Raw genomic sequence first — 22959 nt, 5'->3', positions numbered from 1 at the left:
CACTCTGTTTTGTTGCATTCGGCTGGTGTTTGATATGACATCTGTTTTATAGGGCACGTTTTTTTATGAAGCACTGTGTATAAAACATATGGTTATAAAACGAATGTTTATGAAAAATATAGCCAAATACTGCATCTTGGGTGGGCAGCAGTCATTATTAGACGGGAGTCATTCATGTCCAAACAACAGATCGGTGTTGTCGGTATGGCGGTAATGGGGCGCAACCTGGCGTTGAATATTGAAAGCCGTGGTTACTCTGTATCTATTTTCAACCGCTCCGGTGATAAAACTGATGAAGTTATCGCTGAAAATCCAGGGAAAAAATTAGTTCCAAGTTATTCCATTGAAGAGTTTGTCGATTCGCTGGAAAAGCCGCGTCGTATTCTGTTGATGGTTAAGGCTGGTGAAGCTACGGATAAAACCATTGCATCATTGACGCCACATTTGGATAAGGGTGACATTCTGATAGATGGCGGCAACACTTATTTTCAGGACACTATCCGTCGTAATCGTGAATTGTCTGCTCAAGGCTTTAATTTTATTGGCACCGGTGTTTCAGGTGGTGAAGAAGGCGCGCTGAAAGGCCCTTCCATCATGCCGGGTGGTCAGAAAGAAGCCTATGAACTGGTTGCTCCAATTCTGAAAGAGATTGCAGCTCAAGTTGATGGTGAGCCTTGTGTTACTTATATCGGCGCAGATGGTGCCGGTCATTATGTGAAGATGGTACACAATGGTATTGAATATGGTGATATGCAGTTGATTGCAGAAGCCTATTCTTTGCTGAAAAACTCATTGAACCTGAGCAATCAGGAATTGGCAGAAGTGTTCAGTGACTGGAATCAGGGCGAACTGAGCAGTTACCTGATAGAAATTACGGCTGATATCTTCCGCAAGCAGGATGAAGAAGGGAAATATTTGGTTGATGTCATTCTGGATGAAGCAGCCAATAAAGGTACTGGTAAATGGACTAGCCAAAGCTCACTGGATCTGGGTGTGCCAGTGACATTGATTACGGAATCTGTATTCGCGCGTTATATCTCTTCTCTGAAAGATCAACGTGTAGCAGCATCTCAGGTACTGTCAGGTCCGGTCGCAAAACCATTTGATGGTGACAAATCTGAGTTTGTTGAGAAAGTTCTCCGTGCCCTGTATTTGGGTAAGATCGTTTCTTACGCACAAGGTTTCCAGCAGCTTAAAGCAGCGTCCGATGAATATAACTGGGATCTGAACTATGGTGAGATTGCCAAGATCTTCCGTGCAGGTTGTATCATTCGTGCACAGTTCTTGCAAAAAATCACAGATGCATACAATGAAAACCCAGCTATCGCTAACTTGCTATTGGCACCTTACTTCAAACAAATCGCAGATGAGTACCAGCAAGCGCTACGCGATGTCGTAACTTACGGCGTGCAAAATGGTATCCCGACACCAACATTCTCTGCAGCCATCTCTTATTATGACAGCTACCGTTCAGCGGTATTGCCTGCCAATTTGATTCAGGCACAGCGCGATTACTTTGGTGCACACACTTATAAACGCACTGATAAAGAAGGCGTTTTTCACACTGAATGGCTGGACTAATCGTTAGATATTCTTATTAGATGTCAGTCTTATGAAAAAAGGTGCTGAAAATTCAGCACCTTTTTTGTATTAAGTGTTGGACTAAAACCTCAGGAAGAAGATTGCCATTTAAGCAACCTCTGAGCTAATAGCTCTAACCAGTGCCCTATCTCTGCATCATGGAGATAAAGAAAGATAGCCACACTGAACATGGCAAAACCGAGTATTACCAGAACAAAAATATTATTCATATAATAATCGCCCATTTTTACCTGATTAAATTATAGCAAAATGTAAACTTTATTTAAGATTACTTTAATTTATTGGGCGATTTCTGAGGGTTAGACTCAATCGTCTGTTTTGCGAAAAGCAACTAATTCTGGAGCGGCGATGCGGCGGTAGTCTTCTGTATTTAAAATAATCGAACGTTCCAGACTGCCGGCATTGAATGCCAGTTCATCATAGCGCTCGAATAAAAGTGGTTCGGCAACTAATTTTAGGTCTGGATGAAAACTGAATGGTGGAATAGCACCAAAAACGCAGCGTGTTAATTCAGAAACTTCTTTTGGACTGGCTAAAGATGCGCGTTTTCCTCCCATCTGCATGGCGAGAGTGGCAAGATCAGCTTGTTGATCCGCAGGCAGGACAGCAAGGACATATTGTCGGTAGCCATCTCCCTTGACGTGGCAGACTAAGGCTTTTGCGCCTTGCCCCAGATGAGTGCCCCGTATTTTGGCAATTTCTTCAGAACGCCCACCTGTTGAGTGCTCCATAACACGGTAGCGAGCATTATGAGTATCCAGTACGGTTGTAAGGCACTCGAAAATATCATTTTCTAACAAAATATTCTCCTGCATAAACTCAAGGTGAAAGTCAGTACCTGTTTTTTATTCCTGCATAAAAGGCTATTCCTGCATAAGCAGTTATTGATGCTGACAAAATGATGGAATTCAATCAGTGCCACATTGTAATCCAAATCCAGCCACCAAAAGCCACTTCGCATGCTAAGTTTTTGAAAAAAGGCTTGTGAAAAAAGCTGATGAAAAAACTTGCGAAGTGGCTGGTATTTTTAGTGCTGAATCTTTATCCGGCCGCCCGTGGTTATTGGTCAGAGTGCCGTTCCCGTAGTTGCTGGATGATTTTGCTGAGATCGAGTTCTTGATCTTGCAGCAAGACCAATAGGTGATAAATCAAATCTGCGGCTTCATTGGTTAATTCTTCTCTGTCATTCACAGTGGCTGCCAGTGCGGCTTCCACACCTTCTTCACCTACTTTTTGGGCAATGCGTTTTGTACCGCTGGCGTATAAACGGGCGGTATAAGAACTGTCTGGCGATGCATTTTTTCGGCTTGCCAGTATTTGTTCTAATTGATAGAGAAAGCCCCAATCTGTTTGGGCTGGTGCAAAACAGCTCTCAGTGCCTTTATGGCAAGTTGGGCCGACAGGGTTTACGAGAGCAAGCAGAGTATCGTTATCGCAATCAGGGTAGATATCCACCAGATGCAGAAAATGGCCGGAACTTTCGCCTTTTGTCCATAACCGTTGTTTGGTTCGGGAGAAAAACGTGACTTTGCCAGATTCAAGGGTGGCGTCCAGAGCCTCTTGATTCATGTATCCCATCATCAATACGGTGCCGGAGACGGCATGCTGGACGATGACAGGCATGAGGTGATCCACTTTTTCCCAATCTAATTTTGTGTACTGCTGTGGTGTCAACATGTTCTAACCTCGATGCCTTGTGTAGCAAGATATTGTTTTAACTCACTGATATTAATGATTTGCTTATGAAAAACGGAAGCTGCCAATGCACCATCAACGTTAGCCAGTTTGAATGCATCCAAAAAATGTTCTGGCGCACCGGCACCACCAGAGGCAATTAATGGCACGGAGCAAATATTGCGTACCAATTTCAATTGCGTAAGATCGTAACCATTGCGGACTCCGTCCTGATTCATCATATTCAGGACAATTTCACCTGCACCGCGTTGTTGAACTTCCCTGACCCAATCCAATGTGTGCCAATGTGTTGCTGTTGTTCGCTTTTCATCACCGGTAAATTGGTAAACCTGATAGCTATTGGTTTTTTCATCAAACCATGTATCAATCCCCACAACAACACATTGGACACCGTAGCGCTCGGCCAGACGGTTAATTAAATCCGGATCCGCCAAAGCTGGGGAGTTGATGGAAATTTTATCTGCCCCGAACGATAAAATCTGGCCCGCTTCTTCAACGGTTTTTATGCCGCCAGCCACGCAGAAAGGGATATCGATAACTTCGGCAACTTTGGCTACCCAGCTTTTATCAACCACTCGGCCGTCAGAAGAAGCGGTAATATCATAAAATACCAATTCATCTGCGCCTTCTTGCGCGTACCGCTGCGCGAGGGGAACAATGTCACCAATGATTTCATGATTGCGGAATTGGACGCCTTTAACGACTTGACCATCACGGACATCAAGACATGGAATTATGCGTTTTGCCAACATTGAATTGCCTCCGTCAGTGTAAATTTTCCTTCAAGCAATGCACGCCCGACAATCACACCTGCTACACCAGATGCAGGCAGGGGAGATACATCCGCAAGGCTGCCGATACCACCCGATGCTTGAAACTGGATCTGTGGGTATTGTTGGCTTATTTCTTGATAGAGCGCGATATTAGAACCACTTAATGTGCCGTCGCGGGAAATATCGGTACATAGTACGTGTTTCAGCCCGACAGGAAGATATTGTTCAATGATATCTTCAAGGGTGGCGTGACTATTTTCTTGCCAGCCACTGATGGCAACTTGCTTATTCCCGTCTGGGCTAATGCGGATATCCAATGCCAGTACAATCGACTCTGCCCCGTAACGCTGGAACCATTGTTTAACCAATTCAGGCTGGGTAATGGCAGTTGAACCAATGACAACGCGGCTGGCACCGGCTTCAAGCAGCGTGACGACATCGTTTTCAGAACGAATTCCGCCACCGACTTGAACAGGTACAGTAACCCCCGCCAATAGTTGTTTCAGGAGTGAAATTTGACGGTTGGCCGGATCTTTGGCACCAGTAAGATCAACCAAATGAAGCAACTCTGCGCCTTCTTGTTCATATTGTTGCAAACGGGAGAGCGGAGAACGGCCATAATCGCGACGCTGTTCATAATCTCCCTGATGCAAACGCACCACATTGCCATCGATTAAATCTAATGCGGGTATGATCATGCGATTACATCTCCAAAAAATTTTTCAGTAATTGTGCGCCAGCAGCACCTGAACGTTCAGGGTGAAACTGGACACCAAAGAAATTGTCTTTTGCTATGGCACTGCTAAATGTGTGCCCGTACCCCGTTTCAGCAATCGTATATTCACCAATGGGAAGTGCGTAACTGTGAACGAAATAAAAACGGGCGTTATCCTCAATATGGCGGAACAAGGGGTGATTTTTCTGTGCTGTTACTTGATTCCAGCCCATATGTGGCAATGGCTGATCTGTAACCGCTATTTTTTTAACCTGAGCGTCAATTAATTTCAATAAAGGAACGTTATCACCCTCTGCACTGGCCGAGGCCAATAGTTGCATGCCAAGGCAAATACCCAGCACTGGTTGAGTAAGTGAGCGAATCAGTGGGATTAATTGTCTTTTTTCGAGTTGTTCCATAGCAGCGGTAGCCGTACCGACACCAGGTAAAAAAAGTTTATCGGCGGAGTGCACGATATCCGCATCCAAACTGATGGTAGGCTCGTAGCCCAACCGACGAATGGCATAGGCAACAGAAGCGAGGTTGGCACAGCCTGTATCCAGAATAACAACATTCATCATAGCTTCCTTTATTACTTCTTTATAGAACACCCTTGGAACTGGGGAGAGTATCGCCTTCTACACGAATAGCCTGCCGCAATGTCCGACCAAAAACTTTGAACAGGCTTTCTGCCCGGTGGTGATCGTTTTTACCCTTAGTTTTTAGGTGTAAGGTGCATCCCATTGTGTAGGAAAGAGAGCGGAAGAAATGTTCGATCATTTCTGTGCTTAAATCACCGACCCGCTGATGCTTGAATTCAGCCTTGTATTCCAAGTGTGGGCGGCCGGAAATATCTAAGGCGCAGCGGGCAAGGCATTCATCCATTGGCAAGGTAAAGCCAAAACGAGCAATGCCACGTTTGTCTCCCAGTGCCTGTTTCAGAGCCTCTCCGAGTGCCAGACCCGTATCTTCAACGGTGTGATGATCATCGATGTGGAGATCACCCTTGACCTGTATATTCATACGAAAACCGCCGTGGGTTGCTATTTGATCCAGCATGTGGTCAAAGAAACCAACACCGGTATTGATGCTATTTTCGCCTTCTTGATCTAACCAAACTCCAATATTGATGGCAGTTTCTTTCGTTTTCCGTTCAACCTGAGCCTGTCTGTCTTTCTGGGTCAGTTGATCACAAATGGCAGGCCATCCCATTGATTCTAGCTGGTAGCGAATGCCTTTGATCCCCATGCTTTTAGCTAATTGCAGATCGGTTTCCCGATCACCAATGACATAGCTGTTTTCTGTATCAAGGCTGTTTTCTGCCAGATATTTTTCTACCAGGCCGAGCTTGGGCTTACGGCAGTTACAGTTGTCTTCAGGTTTATGCGGGCAGATAAGTACATCGTCAAAATAGATGCCTTGCGAAGTAAAAATCTGCATCATCAATGCATGTGGCGGTTCAAAATCAGCCAGTGGAAAACTCGCTGTACCCAATCCATCTTGATTTGTCACCATGACTAGTTTGTAGCCTGCTTTTTGCAGGGATAACAAAGCAGGGATCACACCAGCTTCGAAAGCCAGTTTATCAAGACGATCAACCTGATAGTCACTAGGTGGTTCAGTGATAAGCGTTCCATCGCGATCAATAAAAAGTAATCTCTGGCTCATGGATTTTAAATTTCCTTTATTTGTTGAGACGGGTTGGAAAGTTCATTGATGGCATTGATCAACTGTTCACATTCATCCCGGCTGCCAATGGTGATGCGCAAGCAATTCTCCAATCCCGGCTGCTTTCTCTGATCACGCAAGATAATTCCTTGATCCCACAGGCTCTTGAATACCTTTTCTGCATCAGTAAATTTCACCAAAATATAGTTGGTCTCACTGGGGTAAACGGTTTCAACCAACGCTGATTTGCGGAGTTCCTGTTGAAGATATAACCGATTATCAGTGTTCTCTGCCACGCGAGCCCTCATCGTGCGGATGCCTGTTTCTGTCAGCGCTTGCGCTGCGATATCTGCAACCGGAGTAGCAAGTGGATAAGGGGCTATCACTTTTAGCATCAGCTTGATGATATCGGCAGACGCTAACGTAAATCCACAACGTAGTCCTGCTAAAGCAAAAGCTTTCGAGAGGGTTCGCAAAATGACTAAGTTAGGATAGTTTTGCAGCCAACGAGTGGTATCTTGTTGCGGGCAAAATTCAATGTAGGCTTCATCAATCGCAACGATGGCACGGTTACGGGCCAGGTCTAAAATTTTGCGTAACGCGGCAGGATCAACCAAGTTACCGGTAGGATTATTGGGGCTACAAATATAGATCAGCTTAACGCGCTCAAGATTGTTTTCAATGGCAGCAAGATCAAGTTGCCAGTCAGCTTTGACGGGGATCTTCTTCTGTTCAATGCCGAACGCTTCTGCGCTGACACTGTACATGCCGTAGGTTGGTGGGCAGAACAGCATGGCATCACGCCCCGGTTCGCAAAAAACCCGGAGCAGTAACTCAATGGATTCATCGGCGCCACGGCTGACCAAAACTTGCTCTGGTTGAAGGCCGGCATAATTTGCATAGCGTTGGATGACCGCTGCTGGCTGGCATTCAGGGTAACGATTGAGCGAGTTTTCAGTGAGCTGAAAATCAGGGGAAACCGGGTATTCATTTGCGTTTAACCAAAGAGTCCCGTTGCCTCCCAGACGGCGGGCAGACATATAAGGAACTAATTTTCTAATATTTTCTCTTGCCAGTGAATTGATATCAAAAACCGTATTCATGTGTGATCCTTAGTTTTATGATCCCAGATTTATTTTATTCAGGGCGGCAATGCGTAACGTCACAGCATTTTTGTGTGCGATTAGTTGTTCTGCCTGCGCGAGTGTTTCAATAGTCGGAGCAAGTTCTTGCAAGCCTTGTGGAGTAAGCTGCTGAACAGTCATTCTTTTCAGAAAATCTGCCAGACCCAGGCTGGAATAGGTTGAAGTATAGCCATAAGTCGGTAGAACGTGATTGGTGCCAGAAGCGTAATCTCCTGCGGATTCCGGCGACCAGTCACCAAGGAAAACCGAACCGGCGCTGCTAATTTGTTCCACCCATTGCTCAGGGTGACGTGTTTGAATAATCAAATGCTCCGGGCCATATTGGTTGCTGATTTCCACGCATTGAGCAAGATCTTTGGCAATAATAATCCGGCTGGCTTGTAAGGCTTGGTTTGCAATTTGTTGGCGCGGCAATGCCTTGAGTTGGTTTTCGATTTCTTGAATGACTTGTTCCGCAAAGGTTTTATCCGGCGTTACCAGAATAACTTGAGAATCTGGGCCGTGTTCAGCCTGAGAAAGGAGATCAGAGGCGGTAAAGGCTGGGTTCGCTTCGCTGTCTGCGATCACCAAAACTTCCGATGGCCCCGCAGGCATATCAATTGCTGCGCCATCAATGCGCTGGCTTACTTGTCGTTTGGCTTCGGTAACCCATGCATTGCCCGGACCAAAAATTTTATCCACTTTAGGAACGGAAGCCGTTCCGAAGGCCATTGCAGCGATAGCCTGCGCACCTCCAATCTGGAATATGTCGCTTATCCCACATAGTTGCGCAGCATAGAGAATTTCATCAGCAATTGGTGGTGGGGAACAGAGGATAATATTGCGGCATTCCGCAATATTGGCGGGTACACCCAGCATCAATACTGTTGAAGGCAGAGGGGCCGAGCCACCGGGAATATAAAGCCCAACTGAATTGATTGGTCTTGTGACTTGCTGGCAGCGAACGCCCGGCAGTGTCTCAATGTCAATTTTTTGTGGTTTTTGTGCTTCATGAAAGCGACGGATATTATTCATGGCCTGCTGCATAGCCTGTTTAATCTCCGGCGCTAAACGGCTGGCGGCTGCTTCTACTTCATCGGGTAACACTTTTATTGTTTCAATGGTGGTTTTGTCGAAACGTTGGCTGAATTCCTGCAATGATTGATCGCCTCCTGTCTTCACTGCTTCCAGAATTTGCTCAACAGTGCCGGAAATATCTTCAGCCGCAGTGACAGCAGGGCGTGTAAGCAAAACTTTTTGTTGCTCCGAGCTACATTCTTGCCAGTTAATGATGGTGCTAAAGTTTGTATTCATCAAAATTACTCCATCATTTTTTCAATTGGCAGCACCAGAATGGAACTGGCACCCAGTGCCTTGAGTTTTTCCATCGTCTCCCAAAATAGTGTTTCACTGCTGACCATGTGCATGGCTACACGATTTTGTGCGCCGGCCAGAGGCAAAATAGTGGGGCGTTCAGCGCCCGGCAACAGAGAGATAATTTCTTCCAGCTTGTCATTGGGAGCATGCAACATGATGTATTTGGATTCACGTGCTTGAATAACTCCCTGAATGCGGAGCATAAGTTTGTCGATGAGTTTTTGCTTGGTGTCTGGCATTTCACCATCACGTTGGATCAGACAGGCTTTTGAACGATAGATAACGTCTACTTCCTGTAACCCATTGGCTTCCAATGTTGCACCTGTTGAGACCAAATCACAGATGGCATCAGCCAATCCCGCACGGGGCGCAACTTCGACTGAACCATTAAGCAGGCAAGATTTGAACCGGATGCCCTTTTGATCAAGGTAACGTTTCAGCAAGTGAGGGTAAGAAGTGGCAATGCGGGCATCTTGTAAGCATTCCACTCCGGTATAATCGAAATCAAAAGGAGTGGCAAGGGACAGGCGGCAATCGCCAAAGTCAAGGCGGCGCAAGGTCAAATAACGAGGGTCTTCTCCTTGTGCCTGGCGTGTCAGTAATTCTTCCTCAAGAACGTTTTCGCCAATAATGCCTAAATCTACAACACCATCCATAACGAGGCCTGGAATATCATCATCACGGACACGCAGGATGTCGATGGGCATGTTTTCTGCAAATGCAATCAGGCGCTGTTGCTGTAAATTGATTTTGATGCCGCAGCGGGCAAGTAGTGCCCGGGAATCATCACTAAGGCGGCCTGATTTTTGAATGGCTATCCGTAAGCGTGTTTTATCTAACATGTTGTGTTTACCCTATCTTAATGTTCGGTCGTATGGTTTATAAATGAAAAAACCCTCGGAAAATCTTCCGAGGGTTTTCATCGTATTCATACCACCGGAAGACGGGTCAAATGTCTTCCAGCACACAGCAGCCTGAAAGACTAGTCAGGATGATGGTGATGATGATGGTTAAATTGAATACGGTTCATAATATGTAAGCTCGCTATCTGAGTTTTGAACTGATGTTCGGTGCTATTTTTGATGTACTTATTCAGTTGATTTAATCGTTTTCACACTGTTCTTGCACTTGGCGTTATATTTTCAGCCAAGGATTTGGTTGCTTGGCATTTAACCTATACGATTTTGTGGATAAAAAGCAAACTTTTTTTGAAGAAATTGGTTTGAATTATGTTAATTAATTGTTTTTTATGGAAAATGTATATTGTTGTAATTGGATGATTATATGGCTAATGTTAACAACGGTCATATATTTGACTACTTCCATAAGGTTTCATAAGGTCAATGGTTAATAGAATTAATTGTTAAGAAGTTTGGCTGCTAATGATTTTAGCTGTTAATAGAAATAGTATTGGTTTATGGGAGAGCTATGGTGAGAAAGGTTTCCATTATCGGATTAGGCTGGTTAGGGATGCCGCTGGCGCAAGCACTACAAAGTAATGGCATGCAAGTTGTTGGCAGTAAAACAACACCAGATGGGGTTGAAGCTGCGTGTATGAGTGGTGTGGATTGTTACCAATTGAATTTGAATCCTCACATTATTTGTGAAGCCGATGACATTGAAGAATTGTTGTCTGTCGATATGTTGGTTTTAACTCTGCCGGTCAGCGGCATTGCTGGTGGCGGGGAAGAATATGTTAAAGCAGTGCAACTGATTGTTGATAGTGCACTTTCCTATTCGGTTCCGCGAATTATTTTCACAAGTTCAACTTCAGTCTATGGTTCGTCTGCCGGAATTATCAAAGAAGATGCGCCATTGCATCCTGAAACTCAATCAGCGAAAGCATTAGTCAAGCTGGAGAATTGGTTACATCAACTCCCCAATACCTCTGTTGATATATTGCGTTTGGCTGGATTGGTTGGCAGTGGACGCCATGCCGGGCGTTTTCTTGCTGGGAAAAAGGCCATTGGCGGGGGAGAGGATGTGGTCAATTTAGTACATCAGGATGATGTTATTTCGGCTATCAAATTGCTTATCCAGCAGCCGGAAGGTGGGCATATTTATAATTTATGTGCGCCAATCCATCCCAAAAAATCAGAATATTATCCATCAGCTAGTCGTGAACTTGATTTGACACCACCCGAATTTTTACAATCTGAGGAGAAGGAGGGGGAAAGTAAAATCATAGATGGTAGCCGCATCTGCCAGGAATTGGGGTTTGAATACCAGTTTCCAGATCCCGGCAGAATGCCAATGACGTAAGGCCTAACTTATTTCAATCATAACAATCTTTTGAAACGCGGGTCTTGCGGTGAGCAATTGATACCAGCGTTCGAGGTTAGGGAATGATGGGCGCTCTATTTCTACGTTTAGCCATAAATAGACCAATGGAGCCAAGGCTATATCAGCCATGCCAAATTTGGTGCCGGAAAGGTAAGTTTGGTGACTGAGAGTGTCATCGACAATTTTTAATAATTTTTCAATTTCAGCCAGAGATTGGGAAATAATGTTGTGATCTCTCTGTCCTGCGGGGGTTCTGATAAAGCTAATCATGAATTGTTTGATGGGTGGAAATAGATTGCAGATGCCCCAATCCATCCATTTTTCAACACTGGCTCTTTCTTGAAGAGAAGCGGGATAAAGGGTATCTTGCCCATATTTGGCAGCAACATAACGTACAATTGCATTTGATTCCCACAAGATAAAATCGTCTTCCTGCAAACAAGGAATGACCGCATTGGGATTCATTTTCAAATATTCAGCATCGTTAAGTTTGCCAAATTTTCCACCTACATCAATTTGTTGATATGGAACGTTTAATTCTTCCAAACACCAGAGAACTTTTTTAACATTTGCTGAATTCTTAAGTCCCCAGATAGTTAACATTATTTTCTCCTCATATTCGCTTATTCTGAATAATTGATAATATGACAATAAAATCAGGTGAGTAACAGAAAATCTTTACGTTATTGGGTTGGAGTCTTCTCCCATAACATCCTATATTATTAAGGTTTTTATTCTTTCTTTGTAGTTAATTTGAGTTGAGCCGTAAAGAAAAAAGGGCGAGCGATGATGAAAAAAAGACGACAGACACAGGCAATAAAATCTTTTGCTGTTGGCTTGGGTGCTTTTTGGTTGGTAACTGCCAGTGTATATGCAATGGATGAACCAGCAGTACCTGAAATTAATGCGAAAGCCTATGTGTTAATGGATTATGCCAGTGGGAAGGTTTTAGCATCACATAATGCTGATGAAAGGCTAGATCCAGCGAGTTTGACAAAGATAATGACCAGTTATGTGATTGGGCGGGCAATTAAGTCAGAGAAAATCAATAAACACGATTCGGTTATGATTGGTAGAGAGTCTTGGGCGACGGGCAACCCGGTGCTTAAGGGATCATCTCTGATGTTTTTGCAGCCAGGCGAACTGGTTAAAGTCAGTGACTTGAACCGCGGCATCGTAATTCAATCCGGGAACGATGCCAGTATTGCACTGGCGAATTACATAATGGGCAGTCAGGATGCATTTGTCGAAATGATGAATCATTATGCGGAAACATTAGGATTGAAGAATACTCACTTCAAGACCGTGCATGGTTTAGATGCTGCTGGGCAATATAGTACCGCCCTTGATATGGCTCTTTTGAGCAAAGCTTTAATCCATGATGTGCCGGATGAATATGCACTGAATAAAGAAAAGGAGTTCACTTTTAATAATATCCGCCAGCCGAATCGTAATCGCTTGTTGTGGAATAAAAACTTAAATGTGGATGGTGTGAAAACCGGACATACCAGCGGAGCAGGCTATAACCTTGTTGCATCAGCAACAGAAGGGCCAATGCGTTTGATTTCTGTCGTGTTAGGCGCTTCCAGCGATCGGATACGTTTTTTAGACAGCGAAAAACTTTTGTCATGGGGTTTTCGTTTTTATGAATCGGCGACTTTATTAAAAGCCACTGATACGCTGGTAACAGAAAGAGTGTGGTATGGAACTCAATCAGAAGTTGCCCTTGGTGTAGAACAAGATGCGGCAATTGTGGTTCCCCGTGGCCAATCGGGTAAATTGAAAGCCAGTTTTACATTGGATCAAACTTCTTTCGAAGCGCCATTAGCCAAGAACCAAGTTGTGGGAACGGTAAACTTTATGCTGAACGATAAAGTCATTGAGCAGCGTCCACTGGTTGTTAAAGAGGCTGTAGAAGAAAGTGGTATCTTTGGTCGCATGTGGGACTTCGTTGTAAAAACTGTTACCGGCTGGTTTAATTCGATTTTCGGTTAGTAGTCATAGCCATAATAATGACCAGTAATACAATGATCAGTAGTACTGATAGTAAATAGGAGTCATGGTCTATAGCAATTTAGAAGCGATACAAAGCTGATAAGATGCAAAGCTCATGAACAGAAAAATGCCAGCCAACTTTATCAGTGGCTGGCATTTTTTCATGAGGCAAACAGTATAAGACGTTGCCTCAATCTCAAGGTTAGAGCAGAGAGTAGACCGCAGCAGAAATTGCGATGCTTCCCATAATCACTACAAAGATGTTGCTTAGCTTACCGGAATATTTCTGCATGGCAGGGATCTTTTTAATGGCATACATTGGCATGATGAACAGGATCATGGCAATGACTGGCCCACCCAACGTTTCGATGATATTCAGGATGCCTGGGTTCAGAGTTGCAACTACCCAAGTACTCACCAGCATAAAGAGAGTGGTGATTCGATTCAGCGTTTTATGCTGAATAGTTTTACCACGAGTGCTCAGAGTCTTGTTTACAATACCGTTGAAACCTTCGCGGGCACCAAGATAGTGGCCAAGGAATGATTTAGTAATGGCAATGAAAGCAATAAACGGAGCTACATACTCAATCGTTGGTACACGGAAATGGTTAGCCAGATAAGACAGAATAGTAATGTTCTGAGCTTTTGCTTCAGCCAGATTTTCAGGTGACAGACTAAGTACACAGCTGAAAACGAAAAACATTACAGTCAGAACCATCATGATGTGCGCATAGGCTAAAATGCGTGAACATTTTTTCTCAGCGTGCTCACCGTATTCTTCACGTTTTGCCACCGCAAATGCAGAGATAATTGGTGAGTGGTTAAAGGAGAAAACCATGACAGGGATTGCCAGCCACAGAGTGAATAGTAAACCTGTGCTGCCTATAGAAGAGGTAGCGCTATTCAATGACAGGGTATCGAAGATAGTAGTGTTCCAGTGAGGGATCAAATACAGAGCCAGCAGCATCAAAACAGTAACGAATGGGAATACCAGCACGCTCATTGCCTTGACGATGAATTTCTCACCTAAGCGGATAATGCTCATTACACCAAGAAGCAGTACCAGAGCCAACAGTGCGCGTGGAGGAGCTTCCATCTGAAGCTGATGGATGATAAAGCTTTCTACTGTATTTGTCAGTGCAACACTGTAAACCAGCAGAATTGGGAAAATTGCAAAAAAGTAAAGAATGGTTATCAAGAAACCTGCAACTTTACCAAAGTGTTCTTCTACTACGCCGGTGATATCTTCGCCACTGCTTTTACCGGATAGAACAAAACGACACATCCCACGGTGAGCAAAAAATGTCATGGGAAGAGCAAGTATTGCCATGATAATAAGAGGAATCAAACCACCGATACCGGCGTTGATGGGAAGAAACAAAACACCAGCACCGATAGCTGTGCCATATAATCCCAACATCCATACAGTGTCTGATTTACGCCAGGTAGAGTGATCGCTTTTGCTTAACGCAGAGGATGCGATTGAACCTGTTTGAGATGTGTCCATAAATATCTCCGAAATAACGCTATAATTTAAAATTTAAAAAATTGTTAAACCCGCACATTGATGGCAATGCACGAGTTGGATTTTTATATGAATAATAAGTTATCAGATATTGTGCTGATGTTTATTTAAACGTTTTTATTGTTACATTAATAATGCTGTCTAAAACCTGTTCGTTTAAAGGCTATTCATTTAAAACCTATTCACTTAAAACAAAGGAGCGGTAACTTTTTACGCTGTATTTTTGATATCTAAATCAGAAAATTTAACTCCAGATGTTTGATGGTGGAAATATAGTTATTTTCAGTGAAATGTACCGTGATCATTCTCGCAATTGCAAGATTTATATAGGAAAGGAAAATTGTTATAAGATTTTATAAAAATGTTGATCAAATATTAAATATAAATAAATTTAAAAAACAGTAAAAAAGATATCATTATATTTATTTCAATTTATTGTGTTGATTCATAATCATAACTTATTTTATTTATATATTAATAATGGTCGTTTTACTGAGTTCAAATAAATTCGAATGGGATGATAAATGTCAATGTTTTTATCTGAACATATCTATATGCCTGAGATTGCTTTAGTAATCTATTGATAATAAATAAATTTTAAGTTTGCTGGATTGATGTGGATATGATGCATGATTGGCTGTAATTCTGCCCCCTTATTGATTAGTCATTAATAAATACCTCCAATTTACATCATTGTTCTGTATGGAATCTATCCATGACGCTTTTTTTTGTGAAGAAATGATAATCATTTCTGATCTGGATTTACTCAATATGAGGACAACAATAGATGGTTTTTCTCTGATAATTTGTCAGAGCTATTTGGCAAAAAAATAATTTTCGTAAAATGAAACTTTGTATTCATCCAAGAATATTGGGTTAAAAATAGATGTAATTTACTTTAAGGATGAGGAAGTGATAAAGATAGAAAGATGACAAAAGTAGAATGATGATCGAAATGGAAAGGTAAGCAGAGAATTTTACTGGTGACTTATTGAAGTCGATAAACTCCAGCAGCATATTCATACCTTCATTTTTTTAGTTGAAACCTGGAAAATGAAGGTATGTGTTAATTTTAAGTTAATTTTTAACCCATCCTTTTTGAATAAAGAATGAACAAACAAATTGGTAAATGCGAATAAGTTTATTTTGCAATTGCTGCCCGTATATATTCCAAAACAATTGGGATAAGGCACAACCCAACAAACTAATTAAAAATGCGCCTATCATATCCAGTGGCCAATGGACACCGACATAAATCCGAGACCAAGCAATGGCACAGGCAATCATCAGCAGGCATAAACCTGACCAAATACGATGCCAAAAGAGGAATGCCAGTGAGAAAGTAAATACGGCGGTGCCATGGTTGCTGGGAAAAGATTCGGTTGGGGCATGGAAAAGGTAATTGTAGCCAAAGCCTTCCACAAAGGGTCTGGCATGAGGGACGAGTATTCCGATGATATACGAGCCAGTGATCCCCAAAGCAAAAGCAATGCAGGATTTACTCACGACAATCCGTTGCAGAGCGATATATTCTTCTTTTCCCCACAGCCAACAGACAGCGAGAGTGGCCGGGTAAATAAATACGCAATATTTCGCGATAAAGATTGCGATCAGGATCATTGCTGGTGATGAATCTGGAGTTGCATTGATGAAAGTAAACAAATTGTGGTTAAGTTGTTCTAGCAAAGTGAGCCTCACAAGCGCGATATTTACGTAAATATGATAAATCCATTTTATCAACTCGTTGTCAGAATGCGTAATTCTATAATATCGAGGTGTAAAAAGGGATTGTTTGAATTCATGATTTTATTTAATGAATATTGAGGTTGCATAGGTCAATAATAGAACTGTGACAAGAGCAACGGATAGCCTCTAGATTGGTAAGTATGTAAGTGATTGTAAGTCGTGAAATGCCCAAAGTTAACATAATGTTTCAAATTTTTAACAAAAGTAAGCAATAAAAAACCCGATAGTCTTTAACCAAAGTGGATGACTATCGGGCTCCTCAAAATGGGGACATCAAAGAAAAGCAGTGGCAATAATTAAGACTACGCGATAATACGAAAGTTCTCGTCAACGAGAAAAAAACGTAAAATTTTTTCAGGAAGGTGAAACCAGGGGAATTTAGCCAGTATGGCTAATCTTACCGCTATCCAGTAGGATGGGCATTTCTGGCTGGATAGCGGATTTTTTTTTGGCTTCTTTTAGCTATTTTCGTGTTAGCTATTGGTATAAAGTGCCAGGTTTGCTTTGGCATAGGCTTCGAAATCAGTGCATCCACCGATATGTTTCTCATCAATGAAAATTTGAGGAACTGTCTCAACAGGTTTACCAACAGTTTTTGATAAGTCGTCTTTGGTAATGCCTTCAGCCCAGATATCAATGTAGCGATAATCAAAATCTTCGCGTTCTGCTTTTAATTTTTCAGCCAGATCTTTGGCACGGACACAGTACGGGCAACCAGGACGACCAAAAATGACAGTATACATATTAACTCCTTTGAAATGGTTATGATCGTGAACTTCATAGATTGTCATCTAGAGTTACTATGCCTGTAAGCGAAAATAAAAAAAAGCAGGAATTGCCTTTTACTGTAATTAGTCCTGCCAATAGGACGGATTCAGGTATGATATCTTGCTGCAATCGATGGGAGTCTATTTTTAAGGTTGGGAGAAACAGGCGGAGAATGAAAAAAAATTCATCAGCAGAGATGAAATCTTTGGCAGATATGCCTAAGTTGGTCATTTTATTGGAAGCATTGGGTATTGGGCTGCTGGTTTTGGCGTATTTGTCGAGCACTGATAGCATAATTCTATCACCTTTATTAATGACGACCGAAGCACACATTGCTATGATCTTATTGGGTGTCGGTTGCTTGATACCAGCAGCTATCCATATTATCTGGCGTGCAGTCTATAATCTTTCCTTTTTAGGGGTTGATCATAAGAAAACAGATAAAAATCGTCAGATAGTTTCTGATGATGAAAAAAACAAAATAGGTTAATTATTGGTCATGCTGCTACTCAACGGAACACTTTCCTTAAGTAGCATGTGTAACTTCTTGGTCATACGAGGTTAATTCGATGGATTCTATGGTTACCCCCGATTTGTCAACATTGCGCACGTGGCTTGAACGGCTCAAAATCTCTTACTTTGAAAACGATTCAAGCTCAGTCCTGCATTTGCCTCATATGCAGAATATTGATGGTTTGTTTGATGCCAAAATCGATTTGTTGGGTGATGTTGTATTGTTTTCTGCTCTGGCAGAAGTGAGACCAACTGCAATAATTCCATTAGTTGCCAATTTGAGCCAGATTAATGCTAGTTCGCTCACTGTTAAGGCATTTCTTGATGTACAGGACGAAAACTTACCCAAACTGATTGTCTGTCAGGCATTTCCTATCGCAGCAGGGATGACGTTCAGGCAGTTTTCCAATTTTATTAAACAGGGCGAAGAACAGATTGCTAATGTGATTTTCGAAATTCACAGCAATAATCTGCTTTATGTTAATCATGATATGGAAAGTGAGATGGAAGTCGAGGATGAAGAGCTAATGGCTTCGGCGAATACATCAACATTTACCTTGCATTAATATTTTTTAATACGGTTTTTTACAATGCGATGTGTGCAGTATACTGCGGGGCATTGTCACTCCTGTCAGTGGCTTGATAAGTCCTATTCTCAGCAATTGTCTGATAAGCAACAAAATTTAAAACAACTTTTACAGGAAGAATCTGTCATGCACTGGCTTTCGCCAGTGGTCAGTTCAACAAGTGGATTTCGCAATAAAGCTAAAATGGTAGTGAGTGGCAGTGTTGAACGTCCTTTACTCGGTATGCTACATCGCGATGGTAGAACGGTGGATCTTTGTGATTGTCCATTGTATCCACAATATTTTCAGCCAGTATTTGAAGCAATAAAGGTATTCATTGCTAAAGCTGGCTTAGTTCCATATAACGTTGGCCGAAAAAAGGGAGAATTGAAGTATATTCTTCTGACAGAGAGTCGTGCCAATGGTGAAATGATGCTGCGATTTGTTTTGCGTTCAGAAACAAAATTGGCTCAATTGGAACGGGCTTTACCTTGGTTACAGGGGCAGTTGCCACAATTGGCTGTCATTTCTGCCAACATTCAACCGACGCATATGGCAATTTTGGAAGGTGAAAAAGAGATCATCTTCACAGAACAAAAAATGCTGCAAGAAACCTTTAATGGCATTCCACTGTTTATTCGTCCGCGTAGCTTTTTTCAGACTAATCCAGATGTGGCTTCAGAGCTGTATGCAACGGCGGGGCGCTGGGTCAGGGAATTGAATATCAGCAGTATGTGGGATCTGTTCTGTGGTGCCGGCGGGTTTGGTCTGCATTGTGCGGATAAAGAAACTAAGTTGACCGGCATTGAAATTAGTGCAGAAGCCATTGAATGTGCCAAAAGTTCAGCCAAAACACTGGGGTTGGAATCGGTTGAATTTCAAGCGCTGGATTCTACCCATTTTGCCCTTGATAAGTCTCAAATACCGGAGCTGGTATTGGTCAATCCTCCCCGTCGGGGCATTGGCAAAGAACTTTGTGAGTACCTTGGCCGTATGTCTCCTAAGTTTGTACTCTATTCAAGTTGCAACGCTCAGACGATGGCTAAAGATATCGCCATGCTCAAACAATATCGAATAGAAAAAGTACAATTATTCGATATGTTCCCTCATACAGAACATTATGAAACCTTGGCACTGCTAGTAATGGATGCAAACTAATCTAATGTTTTGCGGTTCATTTCAGTGATAACCTTTGGTTATTGCCGAAATGAATCAAATAAATGTCAATGTGTTGAATATATCCAATGAATTTTTATGGCTTGGGAATAGCTCCCAAGCGCATGGATAAATCTAAGTTTGTAACCTGAGATTAGGTTGAATGAGTGCAGCCAATAAGGCTGCAATTCATAAGGGTAGGAGGCTGATCAGGTTCAGCTACGATGCTCAAATGTTAAAGCCCGATGCTCAATGATACGCATTATTAATGTCAAAAGGGCATTAATGCAGAGATATATGATGCCCGCAGCAACAAATACAGAAACATCATAGGTGCGCCCAAAGAGAAGTTGGCTATATCCCATGATATCCAATAAGGTAATCGTACTGGCAAGTGAAGTACTCTTGAAGATCAGAATGATTTCATTGGAATAGGAAGAGATAGCTCTTTTAAAAGCATAAGGCAGCAAGATGCGCATAGAATGAATCTTGGACATGCCGAGAGCTTGGCAAGATTGCCACTGCCCCTCGGGGATCGCTTTTACTGCCCCATAAAACAGTTGAGTTGAGTAAGCTGCGCTATTCAATGCCAGCGTCACCATCGCACAAAGCCATGGTTCTGACATCAGTTGCCATAACCATGAATACTCTTTTATTGCAGGAAATTGCCCCGGCCCGTAATAAATCAAGAAAAACTGAACAAGCAGAGGAGTTCCGGTAAATAGCGTGATGTAACCCTTTACTAATTGGGAAAGCACCGGCAGTTTCATTGCCAGGATCATGGTCAGAATAACTGACAAGATAAACGCGGTGAGTAATGCCGAGAAAGTCAGGCTGAGGCTCGTTTGCAGGCCCGGTAAAATTTCTTTTATATACTCAAACATTACGAAGTGCTCCGTTCAAAATGAATGGTACGCATCTCGAGCCGCTTGAGAATAAACTGGCTGACAAGTGTAATGACCAAGTAGATCAAAGCAACAATCATATACCAAGTGAAAGGTTCTTGTGTGCGGGTTGCGATACTTTTTGTCTGTAACATCAAATCATTGACACTGATGAGTGATACCAAAGCGGTATCTTTCAGCAACACCAGCCATTGATTCCCCAAACCAGGTAGGGCGTGCCGCCACATTTGTGGCATTACCAGACGAAAAAAGATGCGGCTTTGGCTTAATCCCAATGCCTGGCCTGCTTCCCGTTGCCCCACGGGAACGGCTTTCAAGGCGCCTCGCAATGTTTGTGAAGCATAGGCTGAATAAAGCAGTGAAAGGGCAATAACACCGCAAAGAAAAGGGCTGACATCAAAATTGTCAATTTGCATTTGCAGTTTAAACTGCCAGACAATCAGATTAATTTCCAAGCCTTCTGACAGCATTATCAGAAGCTGTGAGCTTCCGAAATAGATGAAGAGGACTACCAGAATTTCAGGCAACCCGCGAATCAATGTCACCCAGCAAGAACCTAAAAATGCGATTGGCTTCCAGCGAACGGATTCCCACGCAGAAAAAAGCATTGCCAGAACCAAACCGACCGCAAGCGAAGAAATAGCAAGGCCGACGGTTGTTCCGGCGGCACTGATTAAAGATTGAAGTTCACTCATTGGGATTCAGTTTTATTGTTCAAACCATTTTTTGTAGATGACGTCATACGAACCATCTTGTTTCACTTCAGCGAGCGCTTTGTTCAGTTTATTCAATAAATCAGTATCACCTTTGCGAACTGCAATGCCTAAACCTGTCCCAAAGTAGTTCTTATCTGTCACTTTATCGCCAACAGTGCCTAATTCTTTATTCGTTTTCAGCCACTCATTAACGACCGCGGTGTCACCGAATACCGCATCAAGACGGCCATTTTTTAAATCAAGGATCGCATTTTGGTAGCTATCATAAGGCACGGTCTTGATTTCTTTATGCTGTTCCATCAGATATTTCTGGTGAGTCGTTCCATTTTGCATACCGACCTGTTTACCTTTCAGATCGGAAATGTTGTTAAATTTCCCTTTAACAGCAATGAAAATGGCGGAGTTATCATAATAAGTATGAGTGAAGTCCACCTGTTTTTGGCGTTCTGGCGTGATATCGATACCTGCCATCAGGGCATCAAAACGACGGAATTTCAGACTGGGAATCAAACTATCGAAGGCTTGGTTAGTGAATGTGCACTTAGTGTTGATTTTTGCGCATATCGCATTCGCTAGATCGATATCGAATCCCTGAATTTTATTGTTTGCATCAATAAATTCAAATGGCGGATAGGAGGCTTCTGTTGCAAAACGGAGAGTGGCCTGCTCTGCGGCGGTTGCCGATAAGGTTATTGCGCTTAATAGAGTTGCAAATAATAATTTTTTCATAGCAATATCCTGTCATTCATGGATGTTGTGATTGATAAATGTTGTTGGTGTTTGTTTTATCACTGATTGCCGTTATGACAGATTAAGTATGGTATATCAATGTGATAAATGTATATCTGCGTGTTAAAAGGTGTATCAGTCCGATAAATGCGTATCAATGCGATAAATAGTGTGCAAAGGCTTCTGTCTGAGGTTGCGCAAAGTGAGACATGTCACCTTTTTCGATAATGCGCCCTTGCTCCATGTATACAACCTGACTTGCTGTTTTGCGAGCCAATTCCACTTCATGAGTCACAATAACTTGGGTAATGCCTGTTCCTGCCAGCTCCTTAATAATATCAACGACTTGAGATGTAATTTCAGGATCAAGCGCAGCGGTAGGTTCATCAAACAATAGAATTTGGGGTTCCATCATTAACGCCCGGGCAATTGCAACGCGCTGTTGTTGACCACCAGAAAGGTGCAACGGAAAGCGGTTGGCAAACTCCTCCAACCGAAGGCGGGAAAGCAGTTTTTCTGCTTTTTCCCGTGCCTGTTGTTTAGAAAGTTTCAAGACTCGGCATGGCGCTTCAATTAAATTATCCATTACGGTTAAATGTGGCCACAGGTTGTATTGCTGAAAAACCATACCGACTTTTTGCCGTAATGCCAGTATCTCTTTTTGGTTGGGTTGCTGGCTAAAATCAAATTGGTGTTTTGCCACATTGAGTTGCCCGGAACGCGGCATCTCTAACAGGTTCAATACCCGCAACAACGAGCTTTTACCTGCACCACTTGGCCCCAGCAGTACAATTGTTTCCCCTGACGTACATTCAAAATTGATATCAAACAGGGCTTGATGTGAACCATAGAAGCAATTTATGTTTTTTAATTGAATGCTCATGCGAAAAATGTGAATAGTTAGTTTATTGTTCGGATATTAATCCCATAAGAATAACTATGCAATAATATCTGCATAAAATTGTCATTTTTATCAAATTAGTGACTTAACTAATCAGACTGTAGACATTTTTTCAGATTACTTTTTGTTCCTTTATTAGTCAATCGGATTTATTTTTGTACTTTAAAAGTTTTATTTAGTCAGTTAGCGCTGTTAATTGCAAT

25 protein-coding genes and 1 other annotated feature are annotated in these 22959 nt (G+C 42.5%); of the genes, 6 read left to right on the top strand and 19 right to left on the bottom strand.

What is annotated here, in order from left to right; translation table 11 throughout:
- The first annotated feature begins 174 nt into the window (after positions 1 to 174).
- Positions 175 to 1581: an NADP-dependent phosphogluconate dehydrogenase gene (gene gndA / locus BM100_RS01025; RefSeq protein ID WP_092507184.1), complete on the top strand. Its 1407-nt coding sequence runs from the start codon at positions 175 to 177 to the stop codon at positions 1579 to 1581.
- Positions 1582 to 1670: 89 nt separating this feature from the next.
- On the opposite strand, the gene BM100_RS22865 is transcribed toward gndA, so the two are convergent.
- From BM100_RS22865 to hisL, 11 genes are all read right to left on the bottom strand, one after another.
- Positions 1671 to 1811: a hypothetical protein gene (locus tag BM100_RS22865; protein WP_169924686.1), complete on the bottom strand. Its 141-nt coding sequence runs from the start codon at positions 1809 to 1811 to the stop codon at positions 1671 to 1673.
- Between the two features lie 96 nt (positions 1812 to 1907).
- The gene (locus BM100_RS01020) at positions 1908 to 2402 is read right to left on the bottom strand and encodes a YbaK/prolyl-tRNA synthetase associated domain-containing protein (RefSeq protein WP_092507318.1); all 495 of its coding nucleotides are present in this window, start codon (positions 2400 to 2402) and stop codon (positions 1908 to 1910) included.
- Positions 2403 to 2661: 259 nt separating this feature from the next.
- Positions 2662 to 3279: a bifunctional phosphoribosyl-AMP cyclohydrolase/phosphoribosyl-ATP diphosphatase HisIE gene (gene hisIE / locus BM100_RS01015; RefSeq protein ID WP_092507183.1), complete on the bottom strand. Its 618-nt coding sequence runs from the start codon at positions 3277 to 3279 to the stop codon at positions 2662 to 2664.
- Positions 3273 to 4049: an imidazole glycerol phosphate synthase subunit HisF gene (gene hisF, locus BM100_RS01010; RefSeq protein WP_092507182.1), complete on the bottom strand. Its 777-nt coding sequence runs from the start codon at positions 4047 to 4049 to the stop codon at positions 3273 to 3275. Before hisF ends, hisIE begins: the two co-directional genes overlap by 7 nt.
- Complete coding sequence (gene hisA / locus BM100_RS01005; protein WP_092507181.1) at positions 4031 to 4768, bottom strand: 1-(5-phosphoribosyl)-5-[(5-phosphoribosylamino)methylideneamino]imidazole-4-carboxamide isomerase; 738 nt, start codon at positions 4766 to 4768, stop codon at positions 4031 to 4033. Before hisA ends, hisF begins: the two co-directional genes overlap by 19 nt.
- A 4-nt stretch (positions 4769 to 4772) precedes the next feature.
- Entirely contained in the window at positions 4773 to 5363 is a 591-nt protein-coding gene (hisH, locus tag BM100_RS01000; RefSeq protein WP_092507180.1) for an imidazole glycerol phosphate synthase subunit HisH, read from the bottom strand.
- Between the two features lie 22 nt (positions 5364 to 5385).
- Positions 5386 to 6453, bottom strand: coding sequence for a bifunctional histidinol-phosphatase/imidazoleglycerol-phosphate dehydratase HisB (gene hisB, locus BM100_RS00995; protein ID WP_092507179.1), 1068 nt, complete (start codon positions 6451 to 6453; stop codon positions 5386 to 5388).
- Between the two features lie 5 nt (positions 6454 to 6458).
- Positions 6459 to 7556 carry a histidinol-phosphate transaminase gene (hisC, locus tag BM100_RS00990; protein ID WP_092507178.1) on the bottom strand — a complete coding sequence of 366 codons (1098 nt, stop codon included), beginning with the start codon at positions 7554 to 7556 and terminating at the stop codon, positions 6459 to 6461.
- Between the two features lie 15 nt (positions 7557 to 7571).
- Positions 7572 to 8894, bottom strand: coding sequence for a histidinol dehydrogenase (gene hisD, locus BM100_RS00985; RefSeq protein ID WP_169924687.1), 1323 nt, complete (start codon positions 8892 to 8894; stop codon positions 7572 to 7574).
- 2 nt (positions 8895 to 8896) lie between these two features.
- Positions 8897 to 9796, bottom strand: coding sequence for an ATP phosphoribosyltransferase (hisG, locus tag BM100_RS00980; RefSeq protein ID WP_092507176.1), 900 nt, complete (start codon positions 9794 to 9796; stop codon positions 8897 to 8899).
- Between the two features lie 43 nt (positions 9797 to 9839).
- Positions 9840 to 9961, bottom strand: a sequence feature (His leader region).
- On the bottom strand, positions 9937 to 9984 hold the full coding sequence (gene hisL, locus BM100_RS22430; RefSeq protein WP_113967449.1) for a his operon leader peptide: 48 nt from the start codon (positions 9982 to 9984) through the stop codon (positions 9937 to 9939). (Overlaps the previous feature by 25 nt.)
- A 401-nt stretch (positions 9985 to 10385) precedes the next feature.
- On the opposite strand from hisL, the gene BM100_RS00975 reads away from it, so the two are divergent.
- Entirely contained in the window at positions 10386 to 11216 is an 831-nt protein-coding gene (locus BM100_RS00975) for an SDR family oxidoreductase (RefSeq protein WP_169924688.1), read from the top strand.
- A gap of 3 nt (positions 11217 to 11219) precedes the next feature.
- Here the strand turns inward: BM100_RS00975 and BM100_RS00970 are convergent, their stop codons facing one another.
- On the bottom strand, positions 11220 to 11840 hold the full coding sequence (locus BM100_RS00970) for a glutathione S-transferase family protein (RefSeq protein ID WP_092507174.1): 621 nt from the start codon (positions 11838 to 11840) through the stop codon (positions 11220 to 11222).
- A 186-nt stretch (positions 11841 to 12026) separates the two neighbouring features.
- Between BM100_RS00970 and BM100_RS00965 the strand changes: the two genes are divergently transcribed.
- Entirely contained in the window at positions 12027 to 13232 is a 1206-nt protein-coding gene (locus BM100_RS00965) for a serine hydrolase (RefSeq protein WP_420855312.1), read from the top strand.
- Positions 13233 to 13434: 202 nt separating this feature from the next.
- Here the strand turns inward: BM100_RS00965 and BM100_RS00960 are convergent, their stop codons facing one another.
- The 3 genes from BM100_RS00960 to BM100_RS00950 all read right to left on the bottom strand — a co-directional run bounded on the left by BM100_RS00960 (position 13435) and on the right by BM100_RS00950 (position 17246).
- Positions 13435 to 14739: an HAAAP family serine/threonine permease gene (locus BM100_RS00960; protein WP_092507172.1), complete on the bottom strand. Its 1305-nt coding sequence runs from the start codon at positions 14737 to 14739 to the stop codon at positions 13435 to 13437.
- Between the two features lie 1095 nt (positions 14740 to 15834).
- Positions 15835 to 16443 carry an undecaprenyl-diphosphate phosphatase gene (gene ybjG, locus BM100_RS00955; RefSeq protein ID WP_092507171.1) on the bottom strand — a complete coding sequence of 203 codons (609 nt, stop codon included), beginning with the start codon at positions 16441 to 16443 and terminating at the stop codon, positions 15835 to 15837.
- A gap of 533 nt (positions 16444 to 16976) precedes the next feature.
- Positions 16977 to 17246 carry a GrxA family glutaredoxin gene (locus BM100_RS00950; RefSeq protein ID WP_092507170.1) on the bottom strand — a complete coding sequence of 90 codons (270 nt, stop codon included), beginning with the start codon at positions 17244 to 17246 and terminating at the stop codon, positions 16977 to 16979.
- Between the two features lie 197 nt (positions 17247 to 17443).
- Here BM100_RS00950 and BM100_RS00945 point away from each other — a divergent pair, with 197 nt between their 5' ends.
- The 3 genes from BM100_RS00945 (at position 17444) to rlmC (ending at position 19508) form a co-directional block, all read left to right on the top strand.
- Positions 17444 to 17761, top strand: a complete 318-nt coding sequence (locus tag BM100_RS00945; protein ID WP_092507169.1) for a YbjC family protein — start codon at positions 17444 to 17446, stop codon at positions 17759 to 17761.
- A 79-nt stretch (positions 17762 to 17840) separates the two neighbouring features.
- On the top strand, positions 17841 to 18350 hold the full coding sequence (locus tag BM100_RS00940) for a type III secretion system chaperone family protein (protein WP_092507168.1): 510 nt from the start codon (positions 17841 to 17843) through the stop codon (positions 18348 to 18350).
- A 24-nt stretch (positions 18351 to 18374) separates the two neighbouring features.
- A complete protein-coding gene (rlmC, locus tag BM100_RS00935) occupies positions 18375 to 19508 on the top strand; it encodes a 23S rRNA (uracil(747)-C(5))-methyltransferase RlmC (protein WP_092507167.1) in 1134 nt (377 codons plus the stop codon).
- A 212-nt stretch (positions 19509 to 19720) separates the two neighbouring features.
- Here the strand turns inward: rlmC and artM are convergent, their stop codons facing one another.
- From artM to artP, 4 genes are all read right to left on the bottom strand, one after another.
- Positions 19721 to 20389: an arginine ABC transporter permease ArtM gene (gene artM / locus BM100_RS00930; RefSeq protein WP_092507166.1), complete on the bottom strand. Its 669-nt coding sequence runs from the start codon at positions 20387 to 20389 to the stop codon at positions 19721 to 19723.
- Positions 20389 to 21105 (bottom strand): arginine ABC transporter permease ArtQ, encoded by a 717-nt coding sequence (gene artQ / locus BM100_RS00925; protein WP_092507165.1) that lies wholly within the window; start codon positions 21103 to 21105, stop codon positions 20389 to 20391. Before artQ ends, artM begins: the two co-directional genes overlap by 1 nt.
- 12 nt (positions 21106 to 21117) lie before the next feature.
- Entirely contained in the window at positions 21118 to 21855 is a 738-nt protein-coding gene (artJ, locus tag BM100_RS00920) for an arginine ABC transporter substrate-binding protein (protein ID WP_092507164.1), read from the bottom strand.
- 154 nt (positions 21856 to 22009) lie between these two features.
- Complete coding sequence (artP, locus tag BM100_RS00915) at positions 22010 to 22738, bottom strand: arginine ABC transporter ATP-binding protein ArtP (protein ID WP_092507163.1); 729 nt, start codon at positions 22736 to 22738, stop codon at positions 22010 to 22012.
- Between the last annotated feature and the right edge of the window lie 221 nt (positions 22739 to 22959).

The sequence above is a fragment of the Xenorhabdus mauleonii genome, from assembly GCF_900113945.1.
Classification (GTDB): domain Bacteria; phylum Pseudomonadota; class Gammaproteobacteria; order Enterobacterales; family Enterobacteriaceae; genus Xenorhabdus; species Xenorhabdus mauleonii.
The sequence above is the reverse complement of the archived record's forward strand: the minus strand, read 5'-3'. Positions and strand labels throughout refer to the sequence as shown.

Coding starts and splice junctions, on each gene's coding strand:
- hisC (WP_092507178.1), bottom strand. CDS start 7,556: ATGAATACGGTTTTTGATATCAATTCACTGGCAAGAGAAAATATTAGA.
- artP (WP_092507163.1), bottom strand. CDS start 22,738: ATGAGCATTCAATTAAAAAACATAAATTGCTTCTATGGTTCACATCAA.
- hisA (WP_092507181.1), bottom strand. CDS start 4,768: ATGATCATACCCGCATTAGATTTAATCGATGGCAATGTGGTGCGTTTG.
- hisF (WP_092507182.1), bottom strand. CDS start 4,049: ATGTTGGCAAAACGCATAATTCCATGTCTTGATGTCCGTGATGGTCAA.
- hisG (WP_092507176.1), bottom strand. CDS start 9,796: ATGTTAGATAAAACACGCTTACGGATAGCCATTCAAAAATCAGGCCGC.
- hisH (WP_092507180.1), bottom strand. CDS start 5,363: ATGAATGTTGTTATTCTGGATACAGGCTGTGCCAACCTCGCTTCTGTT.
- hisIE (WP_092507183.1), bottom strand. CDS start 3,279: ATGTTGACACCACAGCAGTACACAAAATTAGATTGGGAAAAAGTGGAT.
- rlmC (WP_092507167.1), top strand. CDS start 18,375: ATGCGATGTGTGCAGTATACTGCGGGGCATTGTCACTCCTGTCAGTGG.
- gndA (WP_092507184.1), top strand. CDS start 175: ATGTCCAAACAACAGATCGGTGTTGTCGGTATGGCGGTAATGGGGCGC.
- BM100_RS00960 (WP_092507172.1), bottom strand. CDS start 14,739: ATGGACACATCTCAAACAGGTTCAATCGCATCCTCTGCGTTAAGCAAA.
- BM100_RS00970 (WP_092507174.1), bottom strand. CDS start 11,840: ATGTTAACTATCTGGGGACTTAAGAATTCAGCAAATGTTAAAAAAGTT.
- artJ (WP_092507164.1), bottom strand. CDS start 21,855: ATGAAAAAATTATTATTTGCAACTCTATTAAGCGCAATAACCTTATCG.
- artM (WP_092507166.1), bottom strand. CDS start 20,389: ATGTTTGAGTATATAAAAGAAATTTTACCGGGCCTGCAAACGAGCCTC.
- BM100_RS00940 (WP_092507168.1), top strand. CDS start 17,841: ATGGATTCTATGGTTACCCCCGATTTGTCAACATTGCGCACGTGGCTT.
- artQ (WP_092507165.1), bottom strand. CDS start 21,105: ATGAGTGAACTTCAATCTTTAATCAGTGCCGCCGGAACAACCGTCGGC.
- BM100_RS00945 (WP_092507169.1), top strand. CDS start 17,444: ATGAAAAAAAATTCATCAGCAGAGATGAAATCTTTGGCAGATATGCCT.
- hisB (WP_092507179.1), bottom strand. CDS start 6,453: ATGAGCCAGAGATTACTTTTTATTGATCGCGATGGAACGCTTATCACT.
- BM100_RS00965 (WP_420855312.1), top strand. CDS start 12,027: ATGAAAAAAAGACGACAGACACAGGCAATAAAATCTTTTGCTGTTGGC.
- BM100_RS00950 (WP_092507170.1), bottom strand. CDS start 17,246: ATGTATACTGTCATTTTTGGTCGTCCTGGTTGCCCGTACTGTGTCCGT.
- BM100_RS22865 (WP_169924686.1), bottom strand. CDS start 1,811: ATGAATAATATTTTTGTTCTGGTAATACTCGGTTTTGCCATGTTCAGT.